This window comes from Cohnella sp. 56, assembly GCF_037963805.1.
GTDB lineage: Bacteria > Bacillota > Bacilli > Paenibacillales > Paenibacillaceae > Cohnella.
In genome coordinates this window covers 1-17,939 of the sequence record NZ_JAZDQE010000017.1, presented here as the reverse complement: position 1 = coordinate 17,939, position 17,939 = coordinate 1, and the positions used below count along the sequence as shown (strand labels likewise).

The window sequence follows — 17,939 nt, the reverse complement described above, 5'->3', positions numbered from 1 at the left end:
TAAGAGGCGGGGTGGGATTTGTTACCTTCATTTTACGGCTATTCCCGGGCGATCGTCAAACCAACTTGCCGTCACCGTCAGTCCTCGTCATCCATCGCCGCGCGCATCTGCGCTTCCCATTCGGCGCGGCGCCGCTCCTCCAGATACTCCTGCGTCATCCGGTCGCGCTGGCGGCCCTTCTCCTTGAGCCGCTCGATGCCCGGCTGGATGAGCAGATCCACCTCCGCCTGCACCACAGCGGACAGATCATACCGCTGCTGCGATTCGAGATAGCCGCCCACTTCCATGAGCGCGTTGTACCGGTCCAGCTCGTCCCGCGTCAGCAGCCCGCGCACCTGCACGCTGCAATGGCGCATTAGAGGAACTTGCCCTTGCGGAGCACGAGCGGGATGCCGCCGATGATGAACAGATAGCGCAGATCGATCATCTTCTTCAGCCAAGCCGCGACGCGGCCCTTGTATTTCTTGCCGAACGCCATGCCGATCGCCTCTCCCTTGCCCAGCGAAGCGACGGTGCCCTTGTTGCTGAACACGAAGGGCTTGAGCGATTGGTTGCGGATCGAGGCGACGAGATTGTGGGCGCAGTTGACGCCCTGCTGCATCGCGATCTGCGCGGTCGGCGGATAGGGACGTCCCTCCTCGTTGAACATGAGGGAGTTGTCGCCGAGCACGTAGATGTGCTCGTGGCCCGGCGCGCGCAGGTACTCGTCGACCTTGACGCGTCCGCGCATCGTCTCGAAGCCGGCTTCCTCGATGAGCCGGTTGCCCCGGACGCCGCCGGACCAGATGACGGTCTGCGACTTGATCTCCTCGCCTTCGCCGACGATGACGCCGTCCGCCGTGCATTCCTTGATCGCCGTGCCGATGCGGAAGGTGACGCCCTTCTTGCGAAGCACCTCCATCGCGTACTCGACCAGCTCCGGATCGAAGCCCGGCAGCGCGGTCGGCGCCGCCTCGACGTTGACGATCTTGACGAGCGAGCGATCCACGTCGAACTGCTTGCACAGCTCCGGCACGCGGTCGGCCAGCTCGCCGATGAACTCGATGCCCGTGAACCCGGCGCCGCCGACGACGAACGTCAGATAGTCCGTGCGGTGCGGCTCGCGCTTGTAGCGGGCGAATTGATATTCGATATGCTCGCGGATGAGGCGAACCGAGTTGAGACTGCGGATCGTGAATGCATTCTCCGCCATGCCCGGGATGCCGAACGTCTCCGACTCGCCGCCGAGCGCGATGATGAGGTAGTCGTACGACAGCGTGCCGTCCTCGAGGATCACCTTGCGGTCCTGCGGACGGATCTGGACGACCGTAGACTTGACGAAGTCGATCTTGAACTCGTCGATGAGCTTCGAGATGCTCACGCGCGCGTTGTCAGGATGGTCCGTCCCTGCGGCAGGCATATGCAGATGCGTTGTGATATAGTGATAATCGTGCTTATTGACGAGTGTCACGTCAGCTTCATTATAATTAAGCTCTTTTTGGAGACGAAGCGACGTCAAGACGCCGCCGTATCCCGCGCCTAGGATGACGATTTTGGGTATACTGCTCATGGGATCCCATCCAATCCAGTTTGGTGTTCAACATGTGAAAAAATCCACAATGAAGATAGGCATATTTGTCTCTTTGCCTCAAAAGAATCATATCGGCTTTACCCCGCCATTTCAAGGTTCATTGTTACAAAATCGTTTGGACTTCTCCACAAAATTGTAGTTAACGACATCATCGGAAGTATGCCCAGCTTGGTTCTAATTCCGCACAGCTTCCTATATAAATAAAAAAGACATCCCGCACCGGTCGGTTCGACCGGTAATGCCGGGATGCCCTATCCGATTCAAATAGACCGCCACGATCAACTGCTCCGCGAGCCCGCCTCTTTGAACGGCAGCTGCCTGCGGCGGATCTCCGCCCGCAGCAAATGCAGAAACTCCCTTTCCAATTGCAAGCGGACGGCATGTTGGTAAGCTTCTAGAAGCAGCTCATCCGACAACAACGGCAACATGACCCACACCCCTTCTCAAATGGCTGACTTGCGCGAGCGCCGCGGCGCGAGCCCTCGGTGATCGCATCATAGCATGCACGTCAAAGGGCGGACAACCGGATGGCTATCCACAAAGCCATGTGCATAAGATGTGATTATTTTGTTGAAAATTCCCGTTTGGCTTGCCCATACAGGCGGGATAATGTGGATGGAATTATCCACAGTTTTTTTGCTGCCCTTTTCATAAAAATAAATCATCGCGAAATTTGCGGCGATAGATTTTATTGAGGCCTCGTGTTGACTTCCAGCATCCATATCCGTCCGCTTCGATCGATCCCATAGTCGTAGCCGAGCTGCCCGATGCCCGGGAACCGGCTCTCCAGCAGCGCCGTAGACGTCCGGGTCAGATGCCGCATATGATGCTTCTTCGATCCGACCAGCCGCGGCGACAGCGAGCGGGCGATCCCTTGACCCGCGGTCACCTGCGTGCCGCCTCTGCACAGATTGGTGACGAACAGTCCCGGGCGCGCGATACGGCCTACCATCGCCCGAATCTGCCATCCGGCACCCGTCTTGACATGCTTGACCCGGTAGTCGATCGGTCTGCCTCCGACCGTCGCAAGCCGGATTCCCCGCTGGATCAAGTACGGCCTTCTCCCCTTCAGCTTGGCGATATGCCCGCACAGGCCCGCGAACGAACCGAAGGCGGTGATCCTGCTGCGCGCCTGAAGGCGGTATCCGCGTCCGCTGCGCGTGGCCTTGAGAACGCCATTGCCCCCCGCTCCGCGAACCGGCTTCAGCACCACCATGCCGTAGCGGTCCAGCATCGACTTCAAGTTCGCCGCGCTGTAGATGCGAGTCGGCGGGATATGACGCGCCACATATCCGTTCGTCTGCAGCGCCGTCGTCTTGAGCCATTTGCTCGCCAGCATGCGTCCGGTGTTCTGATGCATGCGCCATCCTCCTTTTTATCCGGTATACATCCAGCATACTCGGACAATCGCTCACCCTCTTGGATGAATGGACATGGCAAGCCGCCCTTTTGTCAGATGTGGCGGAAGGCAGGTATACCGGCGCTCGAACGAATACATTTACCCACAATGCAATGTGCATAAACCGACCTCGAGTTGTGGATAAGCGATCAAAACACTGCTCTGCCACTGTGCATGATGTGGATAGTGTTATACACAGCTTCTCCCGCAGCACTGGCACCGCGCCTTCCCGTCCCGAAGCGGCGACTATTCTGGTATCATGATTACATCTGATGTTTTCCATAGATGCAATCCAGCTTCCGGAGGAATCACGCCGATGAGCGCTCAACTCACGCGCCAGAACGTCAAATTGCTGTGCGGCAAACTCGCCTTTGAGAGCGGCGAAGCATACGCCCGTGCCGGCAAAGTCACCTTTACCCGGTACGCGCCCGCATCCGGCGAATATGAAGCCACTGTAGCAGGCGGCGGAAAAGGCAGCTACGACGCGTCGATCCGTCTGTCTCCCGCAGGCGATATCAGCGCCTCCTGCACCTGCCCTTCGCTCGCTTCGTACGCCAAGTATTGCAACCATATCGCGGCCGCGCTGCTCAAGCTGATGGATTACCGCCGCGCGAACAGAGCGCCCGACATCGCCGGCGCGGGTAGCCAAGACGGTCCCGGCGCGTACACCGCTGCCGATCATACGAGCGACGAGGCGCTCGCCGCTCGTATGATCGGCCTGTTCGAGGATCGCCCTCCTGCCCGCAGCGGCGCCCGCCAACGGTTCGAGACGCGGGACCGGCTGACCGCCGAATTCGTCTGCCGGGCGATCGACGATCGCGACGGCCGCCGTTCGCTCGGCCTGGAGCTGCGGATCGGACTCGGCGCCCGCACCTATGCGGTCAGGCGGATCGGCGGCTGGCTGGACAGCGTCGCACGCGGACAATCTCATGCCATCGGTCCGACCTTCGTCTACGATCCCGAGCGGCACTGCTTCGCCGAAGCGGACGATGCGGTCGTCCAGGCGCTGATCCGCATCCATCGCGGCGATCTGACGAGCGCACGCCCGGCATTCGCACCCGGCTCCGGGCCCGGCTCCAGCTCCGCCGGCAGCGAGCGGCTGCTGCCGCTCCCGCCCGCCGCATGGGAGACGCTGCACCCGCTGCTGGCCGCGGCGCCGGTCGTCTATCTGGAGGCGGGCGACCGTGTGCTGCCAGGCGTGCCGCTGTCCGACGGTCCGCTGCCCGTGCGCTACGAGGTCGACTTCGATCCCGACGGCGGCGGAGGCTGTACGCTCGGCGTCCAGGGACTGGACGCGCTGGTCGTACTCGAAGCGCACGGTCTCGCCCTGACCGGGAGCGGGCTGATCAAGCTGCCTCCCGCAGCCTGCGAACGGCTCGCCCGGCTGAAGCAGCTGCTGCCCGCTTCAGGGGACGGCACGATGCGCATACCGAAGACGCAGACGAGCGACTTCATGGAGCGAGTCGTGCCGGGCCTCCTGAAGCTCGGCAGCGTCCGGATCGCCTCCGCCGTCTCCGAAGCCATCGTCCAGGAGCCGCTCGCGGCCAAGCTGTACCTGGACCGGGTCCGGGACCGGCTGCTGGCCGGACTGGAGTTCCATTACGGGGGCGTCACGATCAACCCGCTCGAGGATGCGAGCGCCAGACGGGCGGGCGGCGAGGACCGCATTCTGGTGCGGGACAGCGAGCGCGAGCGCCGCATCCTCGACCTGATGGACGGCAGCGCCTTCGTCCGCACCGAGTCCGGCTATGTCATGAGCGATGAGGAAGGCGAGTTCGAGTTCCTGCACCGGATCGTCCCGCTGCTGGAGCCGCTGCTCTCCGTCTACGCGACGTCCGCCGTGCGCGTCCGTCTGCTGCCGGAGCCTGTCGTCGCCAAGATCTCGGCCGATAGGGACGAGCGGACCGACTGGCTCACATTCAAGTTCGACATCTCGGGCATCCCCGAAGCGGAGATCCGCGCGCTCCTCAAGTCGCTTGAGGAGAAGCGCGCCTACTACCGGATGGCGAGCGGCGCATTCGTCCCGCTGGACGGCCGGGACTTCGCGGAGATCAACCGGCTGCTCGCCGCGACCGGGATGCTGCCCTCGGAGCTCAAGGACGGCATGCTGCGCTTGCCGCTCGTCCGCGGTCTGCATCTGCTCGACCGGGAGGACGGCGTCGTGAAGCAGAGTCGCCGCCTGCGGGAGCTGGTCGACAATCTGCGCCATCCGGATCAGCTGGACTTCGCCGTCCCGGCGGAGCTGAGCGGTACGCTGAGAGATTACCAGCTGTACGGCTATCAGTGGATGCGGACGCTGGCCTACTACCGCTTCGGCGGCATTCTCGCGGACGACATGGGGCTCGGCAAGACCGTGCAGACGATTGCCTTCCTGACTTCGATGCTGCCGGTCATGCGTGAGCGCGGCCAGCCTGCGCTGATCGTCTGCCCCGCCTCGCTCATGTACAACTGGCTGAGCGAGCTGCGCAGATTCGCGCCGGGAATGCGCGTCCGGATTGCCGACGGCGCCCGGCAGGAGCGCGCCGAGACGCTGGCCGCGCTGGCGGGCGTGGACGCGGTCATCGTCTCGTACCCGCTGCTGCGCAGGGATATCCAGCAGTATGCGGGCATCGCCTTCCATACGCTCATCCTCGACGAGGCCCAGGCCGTCAAGAACGAATCGACGCAGACGGCCCAGGCCGCGAGGCGCATCGCGGCGGATTACCGGTTCGCGCTGACCGGCACGCCGATCGAGAATGCGCTTGACGAGCTCCGCTCGATCGCAGCCGCCGTCTTCCCCGGCTTGTTCCCGGGACGCCGGGCGTTCTCGGAGCTGTCCCGCGAGGAGGTGTCGGACCGCATCCGCCCGTTCGTGCTGCGGCGGCTGAAGTCCGACGTGCTGCGCGAGCTGCCGGACAAGATCGAATCGGTCATCGCCTCCGAGCTGCTGCCTGCGCAGAAGAAGCTGTACGCGGCTTACTTGGCGAAGCTCAGGAGCGAAGCCTTGAAGCATCTGGACAAGGAGACCTTCAACCGCAACCGGATTCAGATTCTGGCCGGCATCACGCGGCTGCGCCAGCTGTGCTGCCATCCGGCGCTGTTCGTCGAAGGCTACGCAGGCGGCTCCGCCAAGCTCGAGCAGCTGCTTGAGCTGCTCGAGGATTGCCGCGCTGCGGGCCGGCGGGCGCTCGTCTTTTCCCAGTTTACGTCCATGCTGGCGCTCATTCGCCGCGAGCTGGGCGCGCGGGGCGTGACGCATTTTTATCTGGACGGGGATACGCCTGCCGCCGAGCGGGTCGCGCTGTGCGACAGATTCAACGCCGGCGAGCGCGAGCTGTTCCTCGCCTCGCTCAAGGCGGGCGGCACGGGACTTAATCTGACGGGGGCCGACACGGTCATCCTGTACGACCTGTGGTGGAACCCGGCCGTCGAGCAGCAGGCCGCGGACCGCGTCCACCGCATCGGCCAGCAGCGCGCCGTGCAGGTCATCCGTCTGGTCGCGCAGGGCACCGTGGAGGACAAGATGGCCGAGCTGCAGCAGCGCAAGCTGCATTTGATCGACGAGGTCATCCAGCCAGGCCAGGAGGCGCTGTCCGCGCTCACGGAGCAGGACATCCGGGAGCTGCTCTCGATCGGTCAAGCATGAGGCTTGAGCCTAAGCAGATGAAGCGAGGCGGCCGTGGCGAACGCGGCTGCCTACACGAAGGGGAGTGTGCGCATGCGCAAGCTGTCGGTGGCGGCGCCGGTCTGCACGATCGCGCTGGCCATGGTGTTCATATACGCGAATCCATATACGGCTGGGACCGATACGCCTCCACTTGAGGCTTCCACGATCAGGATCATCCATTTGTGGCTGACGCTCCCCGCGCTCGCTGCGATCGTCGCTTATCTTGTCCGCAGCAAATGGCTCAAGTGGGCCGCTTTTTACGTCTCCCTGCCGGTCGGACTTTATCTGGGCCTCGCAGGCGTGCCGAGCTTATGGACCTGGTTTATACTCTTCGTCGCACTGTATGCGTTCATCCCTGTTAGACGGGAGATTCCACCTATTGCATAATACTTTTGCCCGACGTCAAAAAGCCTCCCGAAATCGCAGCGCAAGACGCGCCACGAGCCGGGAGGTTTTTTTCGTCAATATTCAGAAAATACGTAAATTCCCAAGAAGTCATGCAAAACGCAACAAATATTATCCACTTGCGTCTTAATATGGGATTGAGTTGCCGTTGATCAAGCTAACTAAAAGGGAGCCATCATTTATGAAAAAAGCATTCTTTGGGGTGCTGCTTGCAGCCCTCTTATTTACCACATCATCAACCGCCTATGCAGCAGAACTTCAAATCAAAATTGACGGCGTTGCAATTGTCTCTGATGTGAAGCCCGAAATGAAAAACAAACGTGCAATGGTGCCGCTACGGGTTATCGGCGAAAACTTGGGAGCAAGCGTCGAATGGTCCAATTCCACAGTTATTGTCGCTAAGGACGGTATGAAAGCAACATTGTCACTGGACAGTAGTACAGCGGAGAAGAACGGTGAAAAGATGCCGCTCGATGTAAAGCCGTACATTAAAGATAGTCGCATTTTCGTTCCGCTTCGTTTTATTGCAGAGACGTTTGGATGCAAGGTCAATTACAGCAACTCTATCGTAACCGTCGATACTGAACCGTTGTTCATAGACGGTGTACAAGTAAAATCATTGCAACAAGAATTCCATATGACGATGGGCGGGGTAGTTCAGCAAATTAAGGGAAATGTTTATATCGAAAACATTTATAATACTTTTGTTAAAAACAAAGGTGAAAAGGTCGAGGCGCCCGCAAACTACTCTTGGAACCTCACCATTGACGTCCTTGGGTCGTATTATAAAGATGCTCAATATGATTTTCTGGACCAAAAAGGGAAAAGCGTAAGCCGTTTTGATGTCTATTCTTTAATCCCAACTTTTCCGGCTGAACAATTATCAGGATTCCCGAAGGTTTATATTCATGATGTATTTAAAGATGAATGGTATTTGATCAGCGAGACCACCAAGCAGTCCATGAATCGGCTGATCGATACCGCTACAATGAACGGTTTTCGGACGATTATAAGTGATACAGTCGTCTAAAATAATTAGATTACAAGCAACCGATACCGGCTATCGTAGATAAAGAAATCAGTCATCCGAAAGGGAAACGTTCCGTACATCAACCGTTACGACTTAGAAAGGAGGCTTTCATGAGAAACAGAATCCATATTTTAGGTGCCTCAGGTTCAGGTGCAACGACGCTTGGAAAAGAGTTAACTTTTCATTTACCTCATGCTAATTTCGATGGTGATGATTATTTTTGGATTGAGAAATTCACTAAACAAAGGGAGCCAGCGGATAGGCTGCGGTTATTAAAACACGACCTTTCAAAGTGCAAGCAATGGATTCTTTCTGGAGCTGTTTGTGGTTGGGGTGATGTATTAAAATCAGAATTTGATTTGGTTGTTTTTCTGTATGTACCCAAGGAAACAAGATTACAACGACTATTTGCAAGGGAATATCGAAGATACGGCGATGAATTATTACCTGGAGGAAAAAAACACGAAGAATCTAAATCGTTCTTACAATGGGCATCCCTTTATGACGAAGCAGGATTAGAGGTTAGAAGCAAGGCTTTACATTTGCATTGGATGGCAGATTTAGCTTGTCCGATCATTAAGATTGAAGGGAATCATACCGTCCAAGAAAGAGTAGATATTGTTTTAGATTATTTGAAATCAAACGCATAACTCATCTGACCTGATCAGCCATTACATCGATAAATTCCATCTCAGAATAACTTTCATTCATCCAAAGGAACAATTATTCAAAATGTTTCGAGTATTCCTTCGGCGGCCTCTCCCTTGCTGCTTCTGCACGTTTGGCATGGTTTGGCATGAAACCCTCCGCTCTTTTCTCAAGCAAACAAAAAACCTCCCAAAACCGTATGTTGTCGCCAACACACAAGCTTTGGAAGGCCATAATCCGCAACCCGCAAGCAATAACTATTTTAGATAACGCTGCTCTGCCGCTTCTATCGCGATCAGCACTCGCCAGCCGCGGCAGGCTTGCCTGCGTCGGACGCCGTGCGGAAGCTCGAGCCGCAGCCGCAGGTTGCGGTCGCATTGGGGTTAAAAATGGTAAAGCCGCCGCCCATGCCCGATTCCTTCCAGTCGATCTCCAGGCCGTTCAGGTACTTCGCGCTGTCCTGGTCGACGACGACCTTCAAGCTCTGAATATCGAGGACGCTGTCCGTCTCGTGCTGCTCGTCGTCGAAGCCCATTCCGTATGAGAAGCCCGTGCAACCGCCCTCCTGCACGCCGATGCGCAGGAACAGGCTCTGATTGTCCTCGGCTGCGAGCATTTCCTGTATCTTCTGTCCGGCCGCTTCACTGATCTGAATCATGTACGGTCCCTCCTGACTTATGCGAATCTATAACCGTGATTGAACTGATTACAGTATACTCCTCTCGGCAGGTTCTCTCAAGGGGAGCGACGACTTCGGGCGCCGGCAGCCTGTGGTATACTCAGGTTAGAATTCATACAAAGAGAGCGGAGCTTGATGCGGATGTTCACTGAGGACGAATACTACGACGAGACGTTTACAGACCTGGTCTTTGCAAAGGAAGAGCTGTCGTTCGTACGCTTCTATGACTGCACCTTCAGGAACTGCGACTTCGGCGATACCGTGTTCAGGGGGTGCAAGTTTTCCGGCTGCGCGTTCGAATCCTGCAATTTGAACTTTGTGAAGCTGACGGACAGCGAGTGCCATGACGCCAAGTTCGTCAAGTCCAAGGTGGTCGGCGTCAACTGGACCGAGGCGGACTGGCCGAGGACTGCGGGACGAGAACTGCTCAGCTTCGATCAATGCACGGTGAGCCACTCCACGTTCATCGGCCTGAAGCTGCCCAAATGCACGATGACCGACTGCATGGCCAAAAACGTCGACTTCAGGGACGCCGATCTGACCGAAATGAACTTCGGCGGTACGGATCTGAGCGAGAGCCTGTTCGGAGACACGATCCTCACCGGCGCGGACTTCCGCCGCGCAGCCGGCTATGCGATCAATCCGATGCTTAATCGAATCCAGAAAGCTAAGTTTATGCTGCCCGAAGCGACTTCGCTGCTATACAACATGGACATCCAGATCGTGGACGATTGAGTGTGGCCGAGGCAGGGCGCATCGCACCAATATGGTGCGATCGGGGAGTATGACGGCGGGTTTGCGAGGTCCGACGGGTGTGCTCCGCATCGTATTGTGCGGTTCGGCGAACATGGCGAGAATCTTGGGCGACGCCTGGCGTGCACCCGGCACCGCTGTGTGTTCGTGGCCGGCCGGCGTCGCCCCCATGCCAGCAAAAAGCCGGGCGTTCACGCGCCCGGCTCTTCTTCCTTCCACTCGTTCATGGACGTTGCAGGCATCTGGATGGCCTTCAGCTCGATTCTGCAGCGGAAGCTGCCCGCTTCGTTGCTGAGGAAGTCGGCCAGCCGTCTGAACACCATCGCCAGCTCGGGACCCGAGGACTCGGTGTCGAGGCCGTAGCGGAACTGGTCCGCAGGCAAGCCTTTGACCCGGCGATCCTCCAGTGAAGCCCCGCCGTCGACGTCTCTCGTGCGCTTCCACTCCTTGGTCGGTTCGAACTTGTCGGTCTTGCGCACGAGCTGATCGTAAATCTGGTGCTTGCGAAGCCACATATAATATTGGATGGGGTTGTTCAGCCCCCAAGCCTGCGTCAGATCCTTAATCGTATAGGTTGCCCGGTATTGTTGCAACGTCGCGATCATGTCGGATTGCTCGAGCTGCTCCAATTGCTGGAGCGGCAGAACATCGGGTTTTGTCATTCTTATTAGCTCCCTTTTATTCGAGTGATCTTCTCTAACAGTACCATAATTTGTTTATTATTCAAGGTCATTCCCACTTTTCTGATGAATTATACCTGTTTGTTGATATTGCCCTGCAAGAATTCGAAGCTTATAATGCTAATAGTGTGTTGTTTAGTTTTTATTCAGCATTTATATGTTCATTTTTTCACAAACTTTGCCGGTCCATCGCTTGCCTTACCGCTCCGGCTCCAATCCCATTCCCAGGAGGTCATGCCCACCATGACACTCATAACGACGCCGTCCGACCGCCGCATGGCGGAGATCGCGGACAAGGTTCGCGCAGGCACCAGACTTTCATTTGAAGACGGCGTTCATCTGTACCGGTCCGAGGATCTGCTCACGATCGGCCAGCTTGCCAATGAAGTCAACTTGAAGAAGAACGGCAAGAAGGTTTATTTTACCGAGACGATGAGTCTCTACTTCACCAATGTGTGCGAATCCCACTGCGCGTTCTGCAGCTTCCGCAAGGATCAGGGAGAGGAAGGCGCATATACGCTGACGCCCGAGGAGATGTACGCGTACGTCGATCAGCATATCACGCCTACGGCCAGAGAATTCCACATCGTCGGCGGACATAACCCGCACGTACCCTTCGAATACTACGTAGAATCGATCCGTTCGCTCAAGGAACGCTATCCGCAGGTTACGATCAAGGCGTACACGGCGGCGGAGATCGACTTTTACTCCCGCATATCCGGTCTCTCCTACCGCGAGGTGCTCCAGCGTCTGATGGACGTCGGGCTCGAGTCGCTCACGGGAGGCGGCGCCGAGATTCTGTCGGACCAGTACCGGGACAAGATGCGCGTGGAAAAAGCGGGCATATCGGAGTATCTCGAGGTTCACCGCACCGCGCACCAGCTCGGCATGAAGACACCGACGACGATGCTGTACGGCCCGGTCGAATCGATCGAGGAGCGCGTCCAGCATATGCTCCAGCTGCGCGAGCTGCAGGACGAGACGGGCGGCTTCCAGGTGTTCATCCCGCTGTCCATGCAGCCGACGAGTCCCAAGGCGGGCATCCGCAGGCGCAACTCCGCCTTCGACGATCTGAGAGCCATCGCGATCGGACGGCTGCTCCTGGACAATTTCCAGCACGTCAAGGCTTACTTTATCAATATCGGCACCCAGCTCACGCAGGTCGCGCTCACGATGGGCGCCTCGGATGCGCACGGCACGATCGTGAAGGAACGCATCAGCCATGCGGCAGGCGCCCTGACACCGGCCGGGATCACCAGGGAAGACTTGGTTTGGCTCATTAAGGGAGCGGGTAGAATTCCCGTAGAGCGGGATACGCTATACAACGAAGTCAAGGTATACGAATAGAAGGAGTCGTTTCATTTGAGCAACATCGTTATTCTGGGAGGCGGCTACGGCGGCCTGACGCTGGTGAACGAGCTGATAGAGGATAAGCTTCCTTCGGATACGCGGATTCAGCTGGTCGACCGCATGCCTTTCCAGGGCTTGAAGACCGAATATTACGCGCTTGCGGCCGGCACCTCGTCGGATCTGGACATCCGCGTCGAATATCCGAAGCACGACCAGCTTGAGATCGTATACGGCGAAGTGACCGGCATCTCGCCGGCCGACCGGACCGTCTCGTTCGCGAACCGCGAGCCGCTGAGCTACGACTATCTGGTGCTCGCGCTCGGCTGTACGGACAACTATCACGGCATCGAGGGCGCGGCTGAGTTCGCGTGCAGCATCCAGTCGCTCGTCTCGACCCGCAGAACATATCAGATGCTGAACAACACCAAGCCGTACGGCCAAGTCTCGATCATCGGCGGCGGCCTGAGCGGCGTCGAGGTGGCCGCAGAGCTGCGCGAGAGCCGGCCCGACCTCAATATCCGCATCGTCGACCGCGGACCGAGCGTCATGTCGGGCTTCCCCGGCAAGCTTCAGGCGTTCGTCGCGGACTGGTTCCGCGAGCACAACGTGGAGATGCTGGCGCATATCACGACGGAGGCGATCGCCGAAGGCGTCATCCATACCGCGACCGGCGATATCGCATCGGACGTGACGGTATGGACCGCGGGCATCCAGCCGGTCGAGCTCATCCAGCGGCTCGAATACGCCAAGGACAAGGCGGGCCGGCTCGTCGTGAACGAATACCACGAGCTGCCCGACGCGCCGAACGTGTTCGTCATCGGCGACTGCTCGAGCCAGCCCTTCTCCCCGAGCGCGCAGCTCGCGCAGGCGCAGGGCAAGCAGGTCGCGCATGTGCTGTCCGCGAGGCTGCACGGCAAGGGCATCCACCTGCCGAAGATCAAGCTGCGCGGCACCCTCGGCTCGCTCGGCAAGAAGTCCGGCTTCGGCATCATGGGCCACACGCCGATCATGGGACGCGTGCCGCGCATGCTGAAGAGCGGCGTGCTCTGGAAGAGCCGCCGCCACTTCGGCTGAGGCGGCGCTGAGCGTCCGGGAGGCACCCCAGGCGAGGCGATCGCTGCCGCGGCATATCGGGCCGTCTGTAACGGCTGTAGTGCGTTACAGGTCGTCCAGCAGCCTGTCGAGCGCCTTGCGGTGCTCCTCCTGGCTGCCCAAGGCCGCGAGGATCTCGTCGTACAGCGCCTCCGCCGTCTCGGCTACGACCGTCTCTCCGTTTACCATCACGTACGGGGACAGGTAGCACTCGCCGCAATTGCCCAGGCAGCCGTATTCGATCGTCTCGATATCTGGATGCGCTTTGAGTTTTTCGATGAGCGCGTCGGTGCCATGGTGGGCATTGCTCACGCAAAATTCAACGATATTCACGGCCATTTTCCTTTCCGCCGGATATCTGACGGACATCCGTTTTAATTGCGCACAATTTGTATTATAATAAACTGAAGAAGGGAGTGGATGATTGTGAGTGACAACGTTCAAGAAGCAACGAAGTACGACGAGGTGCTCGAAGTACTCGACAAGCTGCGCCCGTTCCTGCAGCGCGACGGCGGCGACGTCGAACTGGTCGACGTAGAGGACGGCATCGTCAAGCTTCGCCTGATGGGCGCTTGCGGCAGCTGCCCGAGCTCCACGATCACGCTGAAGGCCGGTATCGAGCGCGCGCTGCTCGAGGAAGTCGAAGGCATCGAGGAAGTCGTCCAAGTATTCTAATATTCCGCTCCGCGGGAATGTTCGAAGCCCTGCCCGTCCGGCTGCCAGCCGGCGGAGCGGGGCTTCTTTTCTATCCCTACTCGTCCTTGGCCCGGCGCACATTGCTCTTGATCGGGTCCAGCCCGCCGGAGACGTCGATCGTGTTGCCGGTCACGAAGTCCGATTCGGGCAGGCACAGGAAGCCGATCACGCGCGCGACATCCTCCCCCGTGCCCGGCCGCCCGCGAGGGGACTCCTCGTCCAGCACGCCGGCCGCGTCCGCGATGCCCTTCTCCTTGAAGCTGCCGCGGATGTCGCCCGGGCAGATCATATTGACCGTGATGCCGCTGGCGGCCTCCTCGACGGCCAGCGTCTTCGTGAAGGAGACGAGCCCGACCTTGGCCGCCGCATAGACGGCGCGATGCGGCCAAGACCTCGCCTCGGCCGCATGGCCGAAGCCGAAGTGGATGATGCGCCCCCAGCCCCGTTCGCGCATGCCCGGCAGCACCTGCAGGTCCATATGCATCGTACCGACCAGATTGCCGTTCATCAGAAATGTGATCTCTTCGGCCGTATAGTCGGCGAACAGCTTGCGTTTGCGGATGAACGGACCGGCGCTGTTGACGAGAATATCGACGCCTCCAAGCCGTTCCTCCACGGTACGCACGAGCCGCTCCGCATCCTCCGCCTTGGCGATGTCGGCCTGCACGGCGACGGCGCGCCTGCCGAGCGCCTCGATCTCCTCGCAGACGCGCTGCGCTTCTTCGCGACTGTTCATATAATTCACCGCCACGTCACAGCCGAGCCCGGCCAGCTCGAGCGCCGTGCGCCTGCCGAGTCCTTTGGCGCTGCCCGTGACGAGCGCAGTCTTGCCCGCCAGCCTCAACGTCTCCAACATGATCGCCCCTTATGCGTGATGCGCCTGTTTCTTCGCCTTTTTGCACATATGATTGAATACGAGCGCGAGCGCGAGATACACCAGTTCCCAGCCTTCGGTCAGGTCGGCCATGTTCTCGCTTATATTTTCCAGATGCGGCTGCTCGCGCTTCACGTTCAGCACCTGCAGCAGGTCGTCCTGAAGCTCGGCGTTCATCTGATGGATCTCCATGTTGCGCCGTCTGCGCAGGCGCCCCATCGTCTCGCGCCGCGGCTCGTACAGCGCCTCAAGCTTGTCGGACAGCTCCGGACATAGCCCGTTCTGGTGCATGTTGCGCAGCACCGTGAAGAAGGAGAAGTGGTTCTCCATCCGATTTTCCGTATCGAGCACCAAATATTCGTTCATCAGCGTCCCGAGCTTGTCGAGAACGGAGAACAGCCGGATATACGCGTTTTTGTCAAAATAAATATGGTTGTAATAGTTCAAGCGATCCTCGTCCGACATCTCCTCGAACGATGCGATATTGTTCAATAACCCTGCAAACCGCAGCGCCGCGTACCGGCTCGACTCCAGCTCGTCCAGCGAGCGCAGCAGACCCTCCGTCCAGATCTGATACTTGCGGATCCGTGCCGCCTCGACTGTATCTCCCTCGCCCTGCTCCTGCATCAACAGCGCGAAGCGCTCCATGGCATCAATCGTATTGCGCACCGGCCCTCCCCAATCGTAGGGGGGTTCGCCGAAAAGGGCTCGCAGCATAAATGAATCCTCCAACCGGGCTGGCTATGTAAAAATCGCGCAGATCGCCGTCACTCCATTGTACCGCACGAACGAATGCACGCTCAAGAGTACAGCAAACGTCAACAAGGCTATCGCCTCCTCGACGAGAAGGACGATAGCCTTGTTTAAACAAATCTTGCCGGCTTAAATCAGATCAGATCCGACTTCTGCAGCAGCCGGTGAATCAATACGGCCACCTCGGCGCGAGATACGTTGGCCTTGGGCAGCAGCTTGCCGCCCTGGCCGGTCACGAGTCCGGCCTCCACAGCGCTGGCAATGCCTTCAAGCGCCCATTGGCCGACTGCTCCGGCATCCGCGAACCCGCTGAGCGATGCAGCGCGATCCGCAGTTGCCGCCGAATCGGCGAGGCCCGTCAGCTTCATCGCCTTGGCGACGATCGCCATCGCCTGCTCGCGCGTGAGCTTGTCGTTCGGACGGAACGTGCCGTCCGGATAACCGGCAATCAGGCCGTATTCGGCTGCTGTCTGAACCGCGCCCGCATACCAGGCCGAACTCGCGACATCCGAGAACTTGCTCGTTCCTTCGCCCAGTCTGAGACCAAGCCCGCGAATGACGATCGCCGCGAACTCCGCCCGCGTGATATCGGCATTCGGATTAAAGGTCGAATCGTTCAGACCGTTGACGACGAGGCGCGAGCCCATGTCGTTGATCTCGTTCTTCGCCCAGTGATGCTCTGCATCGGCAAAGGCAAGCGGGTGCCAGACGACCGAGTACGTGCTGTTCGTCAAGCTGCTGATCTTCGCGACATATCGGCCATTTTCAACGACGATCTTGGTCGGCACATGGTATATCGTTCCGTCCTGCATGATTACGACGCCTGTCGTAATCTGATTCGGGTCGACGCCCTCGGGCAGTTCGATCGTACGCTCCACATAACCGTCGAAGCGCTCGACGACGGCGTCTTGACCGCCTACGGTCGCGGTAATGGTGAACCCGACTGCGGGTGCTACGATTCGCACGCCGTTCGTTGGCGCCGCCGGATTATGATCCAGCGTCTCTATGTTGACCTTGACAATAATATCGCTCAGAGATACCTCCGCGTCAAAATGAGCGGCCAGCGCGGCAACGTCGATACGACTAGCCGGCAAGCGGTATCCGACACCTCCGGAGCGAAGCTCCAATACGGCTTCTTTGTCCGCCATGTCGCGGATCAACTTCGCATTCAGCTCGCCGGACACGGCGGCCGATCCATTGCTGACCGGAATGGTGAGAACATAGCCGTTTGCCACCGATGTCAGCAACGCGTTCAGCTTGGCCGGATCGAGCTTGATCGTCGTCGACTTTTTAGAGCCATCCGTCGTGACGGTAGCATTCGCCACCCCGCTCTGACTGGCGCCATTAACCAGTACGATCGTGCTCGAATCTGGCTGCGGACTTGCCGGAGGACCGGAAGGAACGTATGCCTCGCGTATAGCGGAGCTGGATACCGTCACATCGATCCAGCCGACGATGTTGCCATTGGCATCCACTTCAGCAACAAACAGATGCTGATCTGCTGTCACTGTGATATCACTGTTCGCGGTCAGTGCGTTCGTGTAGCCTGCCGTCTCGGCATTCGTGCCCGCTACCGGGCGCGTCTTGTCGCCTGCTGCGCCGACGACGTACTTCAGCGTGTGACCGCTAGCTACGCTCGGCAGCTTCGTCGTCTGCGTCGTGCCGACTATACTACCCGGCATCCATCCAAAGTCGCTTGCATTGAGCGTCGGCACCGCCACAGGCGCTTGCTTGATGTTCGATTCCGACACTGTCACATCGATCCAGCCTACGATGACACCACTTGCGTCGACCTCCGCGATGAACAGATGCTGATCCGCTGTTACTGTAATATCGCCGTTCGCGGTCAGTACGTTCGTGTAGCCTGCCGTCTCGGCATTTGTACCCGCTACCGGACGCGTCTTGTCCCCGGCTGCGCCGACGATGTATTTCAGCGTGTGACCGCTGGCCACGCTCGGCAGCTTCGTCGTCTGCGTCGTGCCGACTATGCTGCCCGGCGTCCATCCAAAGTCGCTCGCATTAAGCGCTGGGACCGCCGTCGGCGCTTGCTTGATGTTCGACTCCGACACCGTCACATCGATCCAGCCGACGATGATGCCGACCGCATCCACTTCAGCAACAAACAGATGTTGATCTGCTGTCACTGTGATGTCACTGTTCGCGGACAGCGCGTTCGTGTAGCCTGCCGTCTCGGCATTCGTGCCTGCTACCGGGCGCGTCTTGTCGCCTGCTGCGCAGATGACGTACTTCAGCGTGTGACCGCTAGCTACGCTCGGCAGCTTCGTCGTTTGCGTCGTGCCGACTGTACCGCCCGACGTCCATCCAAAGTCGCTCGCATTAAGCGCTGGGACCGCCGTCGGCGCT

At 58.8% G+C, this 17,939-nt stretch carries 18 protein-coding genes; 8 read left to right on the top strand and 10 right to left on the bottom strand.

What is annotated here, in order from left to right; all coding sequences use genetic code 11:
- Nucleotides 1-77: 77 nt before the first annotated feature.
- The 4 genes from VQ071_RS23880 to VQ071_RS23865 form a co-directional block, all read right to left on the bottom strand.
- Nucleotides 78-356 (bottom strand): hypothetical protein, encoded by a 279-nt coding sequence (locus VQ071_RS23880; protein ID WP_340516755.1) that lies wholly within the window; start codon nt 354-356, stop codon nt 78-80.
- Nucleotides 356-1,549: an NAD(P)/FAD-dependent oxidoreductase gene (locus VQ071_RS23875; RefSeq protein WP_340516754.1), complete on the bottom strand. Its 1,194-nt coding sequence runs from the start codon at nt 1,547-1,549 to the stop codon at nt 356-358. Before VQ071_RS23875 ends, VQ071_RS23880 begins: the two co-directional genes overlap by 1 nt.
- Nucleotides 1,550-1,848: 299 nt before the next feature.
- Entirely contained in the window at nt 1,849-1,998 is a 150-nt protein-coding gene (gene sda, locus VQ071_RS23870) for a sporulation histidine kinase inhibitor Sda (protein ID WP_340516753.1), read from the bottom strand.
- Nucleotides 1,999-2,258: 260 nt separating this feature from the next.
- On the bottom strand, nt 2,259-2,930 hold the full coding sequence (locus VQ071_RS23865) for a YheC/YheD family protein (protein ID WP_340516752.1): 672 nt from the start codon (nt 2,928-2,930) through the stop codon (nt 2,259-2,261).
- Nucleotides 2,931-3,285: 355 nt separating this feature from the next.
- On the opposite strand from VQ071_RS23865, the gene VQ071_RS23860 reads away from it, so the two are divergent.
- From VQ071_RS23860 to VQ071_RS23845, 4 genes are all read left to right on the top strand, one after another.
- Complete coding sequence (locus VQ071_RS23860) at nt 3,286-6,594, top strand: DEAD/DEAH box helicase (protein WP_340516751.1); 3,309 nt, start codon at nt 3,286-3,288, stop codon at nt 6,592-6,594.
- 72 nt (nt 6,595-6,666) lie between these two features.
- Nucleotides 6,667-7,002 carry a hypothetical protein gene (locus VQ071_RS23855; protein WP_340516750.1) on the top strand — a complete coding sequence of 112 codons (336 nt, stop codon included), beginning with the start codon at nt 6,667-6,669 and terminating at the stop codon, nt 7,000-7,002.
- 199 nt (nt 7,003-7,201) lie between these two features.
- On the top strand, nt 7,202-8,050 hold the full coding sequence (locus tag VQ071_RS23850) for a copper amine oxidase N-terminal domain-containing protein (protein ID WP_340516749.1): 849 nt from the start codon (nt 7,202-7,204) through the stop codon (nt 8,048-8,050).
- Between the two features lie 110 nt (nt 8,051-8,160).
- Nucleotides 8,161-8,700: an AAA family ATPase gene (locus tag VQ071_RS23845; RefSeq protein ID WP_340516748.1), complete on the top strand. Its 540-nt coding sequence runs from the start codon at nt 8,161-8,163 to the stop codon at nt 8,698-8,700.
- 293 nt (nt 8,701-8,993) lie between these two features.
- Here the strand turns inward: VQ071_RS23845 and VQ071_RS23840 are convergent, their stop codons facing one another.
- Nucleotides 8,994-9,356 (bottom strand): HesB/IscA family protein, encoded by a 363-nt coding sequence (locus VQ071_RS23840; protein WP_340516746.1) that lies wholly within the window; start codon nt 9,354-9,356, stop codon nt 8,994-8,996.
- A gap of 156 nt (nt 9,357-9,512) precedes the next feature.
- Between VQ071_RS23840 and VQ071_RS23835 the strand changes: the two genes are divergently transcribed.
- Nucleotides 9,513-10,112: a pentapeptide repeat-containing protein gene (locus VQ071_RS23835; protein ID WP_340516745.1), complete on the top strand. Its 600-nt coding sequence runs from the start codon at nt 9,513-9,515 to the stop codon at nt 10,110-10,112.
- A gap of 209 nt (nt 10,113-10,321) precedes the next feature.
- Here VQ071_RS23835 and VQ071_RS23830 read toward each other — a convergent pair whose 3' ends face one another.
- Entirely contained in the window at nt 10,322-10,792 is a 471-nt protein-coding gene (locus VQ071_RS23830) for a hypothetical protein (protein ID WP_340516744.1), read from the bottom strand.
- A gap of 261 nt (nt 10,793-11,053) precedes the next feature.
- Here VQ071_RS23830 and mqnE point away from each other — a divergent pair, with 261 nt between their 5' ends.
- Both mqnE and VQ071_RS23820 read left to right on the top strand, forming a co-directional pair.
- Entirely contained in the window at nt 11,054-12,157 is a 1,104-nt protein-coding gene (gene mqnE / locus VQ071_RS23825) for an aminofutalosine synthase MqnE (protein WP_340516743.1), read from the top strand.
- Nucleotides 12,158-12,172: 15 nt separating this feature from the next.
- Complete coding sequence (locus VQ071_RS23820; RefSeq protein WP_340516742.1) at nt 12,173-13,234, top strand: NAD(P)/FAD-dependent oxidoreductase; 1,062 nt, start codon at nt 12,173-12,175, stop codon at nt 13,232-13,234.
- 84 nt (nt 13,235-13,318) lie between these two features.
- Here the strand turns inward: VQ071_RS23820 and VQ071_RS23815 are convergent, their stop codons facing one another.
- Entirely contained in the window at nt 13,319-13,591 is a 273-nt protein-coding gene (locus VQ071_RS23815) for a YuzB family protein (protein ID WP_340516741.1), read from the bottom strand.
- Between the two features lie 87 nt (nt 13,592-13,678).
- Between VQ071_RS23815 and VQ071_RS23810 the strand changes: the two genes are divergently transcribed.
- Complete coding sequence (locus tag VQ071_RS23810) at nt 13,679-13,927, top strand: NifU family protein (protein ID WP_090111072.1); 249 nt, start codon at nt 13,679-13,681, stop codon at nt 13,925-13,927.
- Nucleotides 13,928-14,003: 76 nt separating this feature from the next.
- Here the strand turns inward: VQ071_RS23810 and VQ071_RS23805 are convergent, their stop codons facing one another.
- The 3 genes from VQ071_RS23805 to VQ071_RS23795 form a co-directional block, all read right to left on the bottom strand.
- Nucleotides 14,004-14,786, bottom strand: a complete 783-nt coding sequence (locus tag VQ071_RS23805; RefSeq protein WP_445293333.1) for an SDR family oxidoreductase — start codon at nt 14,784-14,786, stop codon at nt 14,004-14,006.
- A gap of 27 nt (nt 14,787-14,813) precedes the next feature.
- Entirely contained in the window at nt 14,814-15,539 is a 726-nt protein-coding gene (locus VQ071_RS23800; RefSeq protein ID WP_340516739.1) for a Cthe_2314 family HEPN domain-containing protein, read from the bottom strand.
- A 170-nt stretch (nt 15,540-15,709) separates the two neighbouring features.
- A partial coding sequence (locus VQ071_RS23795; protein ID WP_340516738.1) for an S-layer homology domain-containing protein occupies nt 15,710-17,939 on the bottom strand: 2,230 nt, incomplete at its 5' end.

Bases quoted from the DNA above. Each gene is read 5' to 3' on its own strand.
- VQ071_RS23845 (WP_340516748.1), top strand. From the start codon at position 8,161: ATGAGAAACAGAATCCATATTTTAGGTGCCTCAGGTTCAGGTGCAACG.
- VQ071_RS23860 (WP_340516751.1), top strand. From the start codon at position 3,286: ATGAGCGCTCAACTCACGCGCCAGAACGTCAAATTGCTGTGCGGCAAA.
- VQ071_RS23835 (WP_340516745.1), top strand. From the start codon at position 9,513: ATGCGGATGTTCACTGAGGACGAATACTACGACGAGACGTTTACAGAC.
- VQ071_RS23800 (WP_340516739.1), bottom strand. From the start codon at position 15,539: ATGCTGCGAGCCCTTTTCGGCGAACCCCCCTACGATTGGGGAGGGCCG.
- mqnE (WP_340516743.1), top strand. From the start codon at position 11,054: ATGACACTCATAACGACGCCGTCCGACCGCCGCATGGCGGAGATCGCG.
- VQ071_RS23855 (WP_340516750.1), top strand. From the start codon at position 6,667: ATGCGCAAGCTGTCGGTGGCGGCGCCGGTCTGCACGATCGCGCTGGCC.
- VQ071_RS23815 (WP_340516741.1), bottom strand. From the start codon at position 13,591: ATGGCCGTGAATATCGTTGAATTTTGCGTGAGCAATGCCCACCATGGC.
- VQ071_RS23840 (WP_340516746.1), bottom strand. From the start codon at position 9,356: ATGATTCAGATCAGTGAAGCGGCCGGACAGAAGATACAGGAAATGCTC.
- VQ071_RS23875 (WP_340516754.1), bottom strand. From the start codon at position 1,549: ATGAGCAGTATACCCAAAATCGTCATCCTAGGCGCGGGATACGGCGGC.
- VQ071_RS23850 (WP_340516749.1), top strand. From the start codon at position 7,202: ATGAAAAAAGCATTCTTTGGGGTGCTGCTTGCAGCCCTCTTATTTACC.
- VQ071_RS23830 (WP_340516744.1), bottom strand. From the start codon at position 10,792: ATGACAAAACCCGATGTTCTGCCGCTCCAGCAATTGGAGCAGCTCGAG.
- sda (WP_340516753.1), bottom strand. From the start codon at position 1,998: ATGTTGCCGTTGTTGTCGGATGAGCTGCTTCTAGAAGCTTACCAACAT.
- VQ071_RS23865 (WP_340516752.1), bottom strand. From the start codon at position 2,930: ATGCATCAGAACACCGGACGCATGCTGGCGAGCAAATGGCTCAAGACG.
- VQ071_RS23880 (WP_340516755.1), bottom strand. From the start codon at position 356: ATGCGCCATTGCAGCGTGCAGGTGCGCGGGCTGCTGACGCGGGACGAG.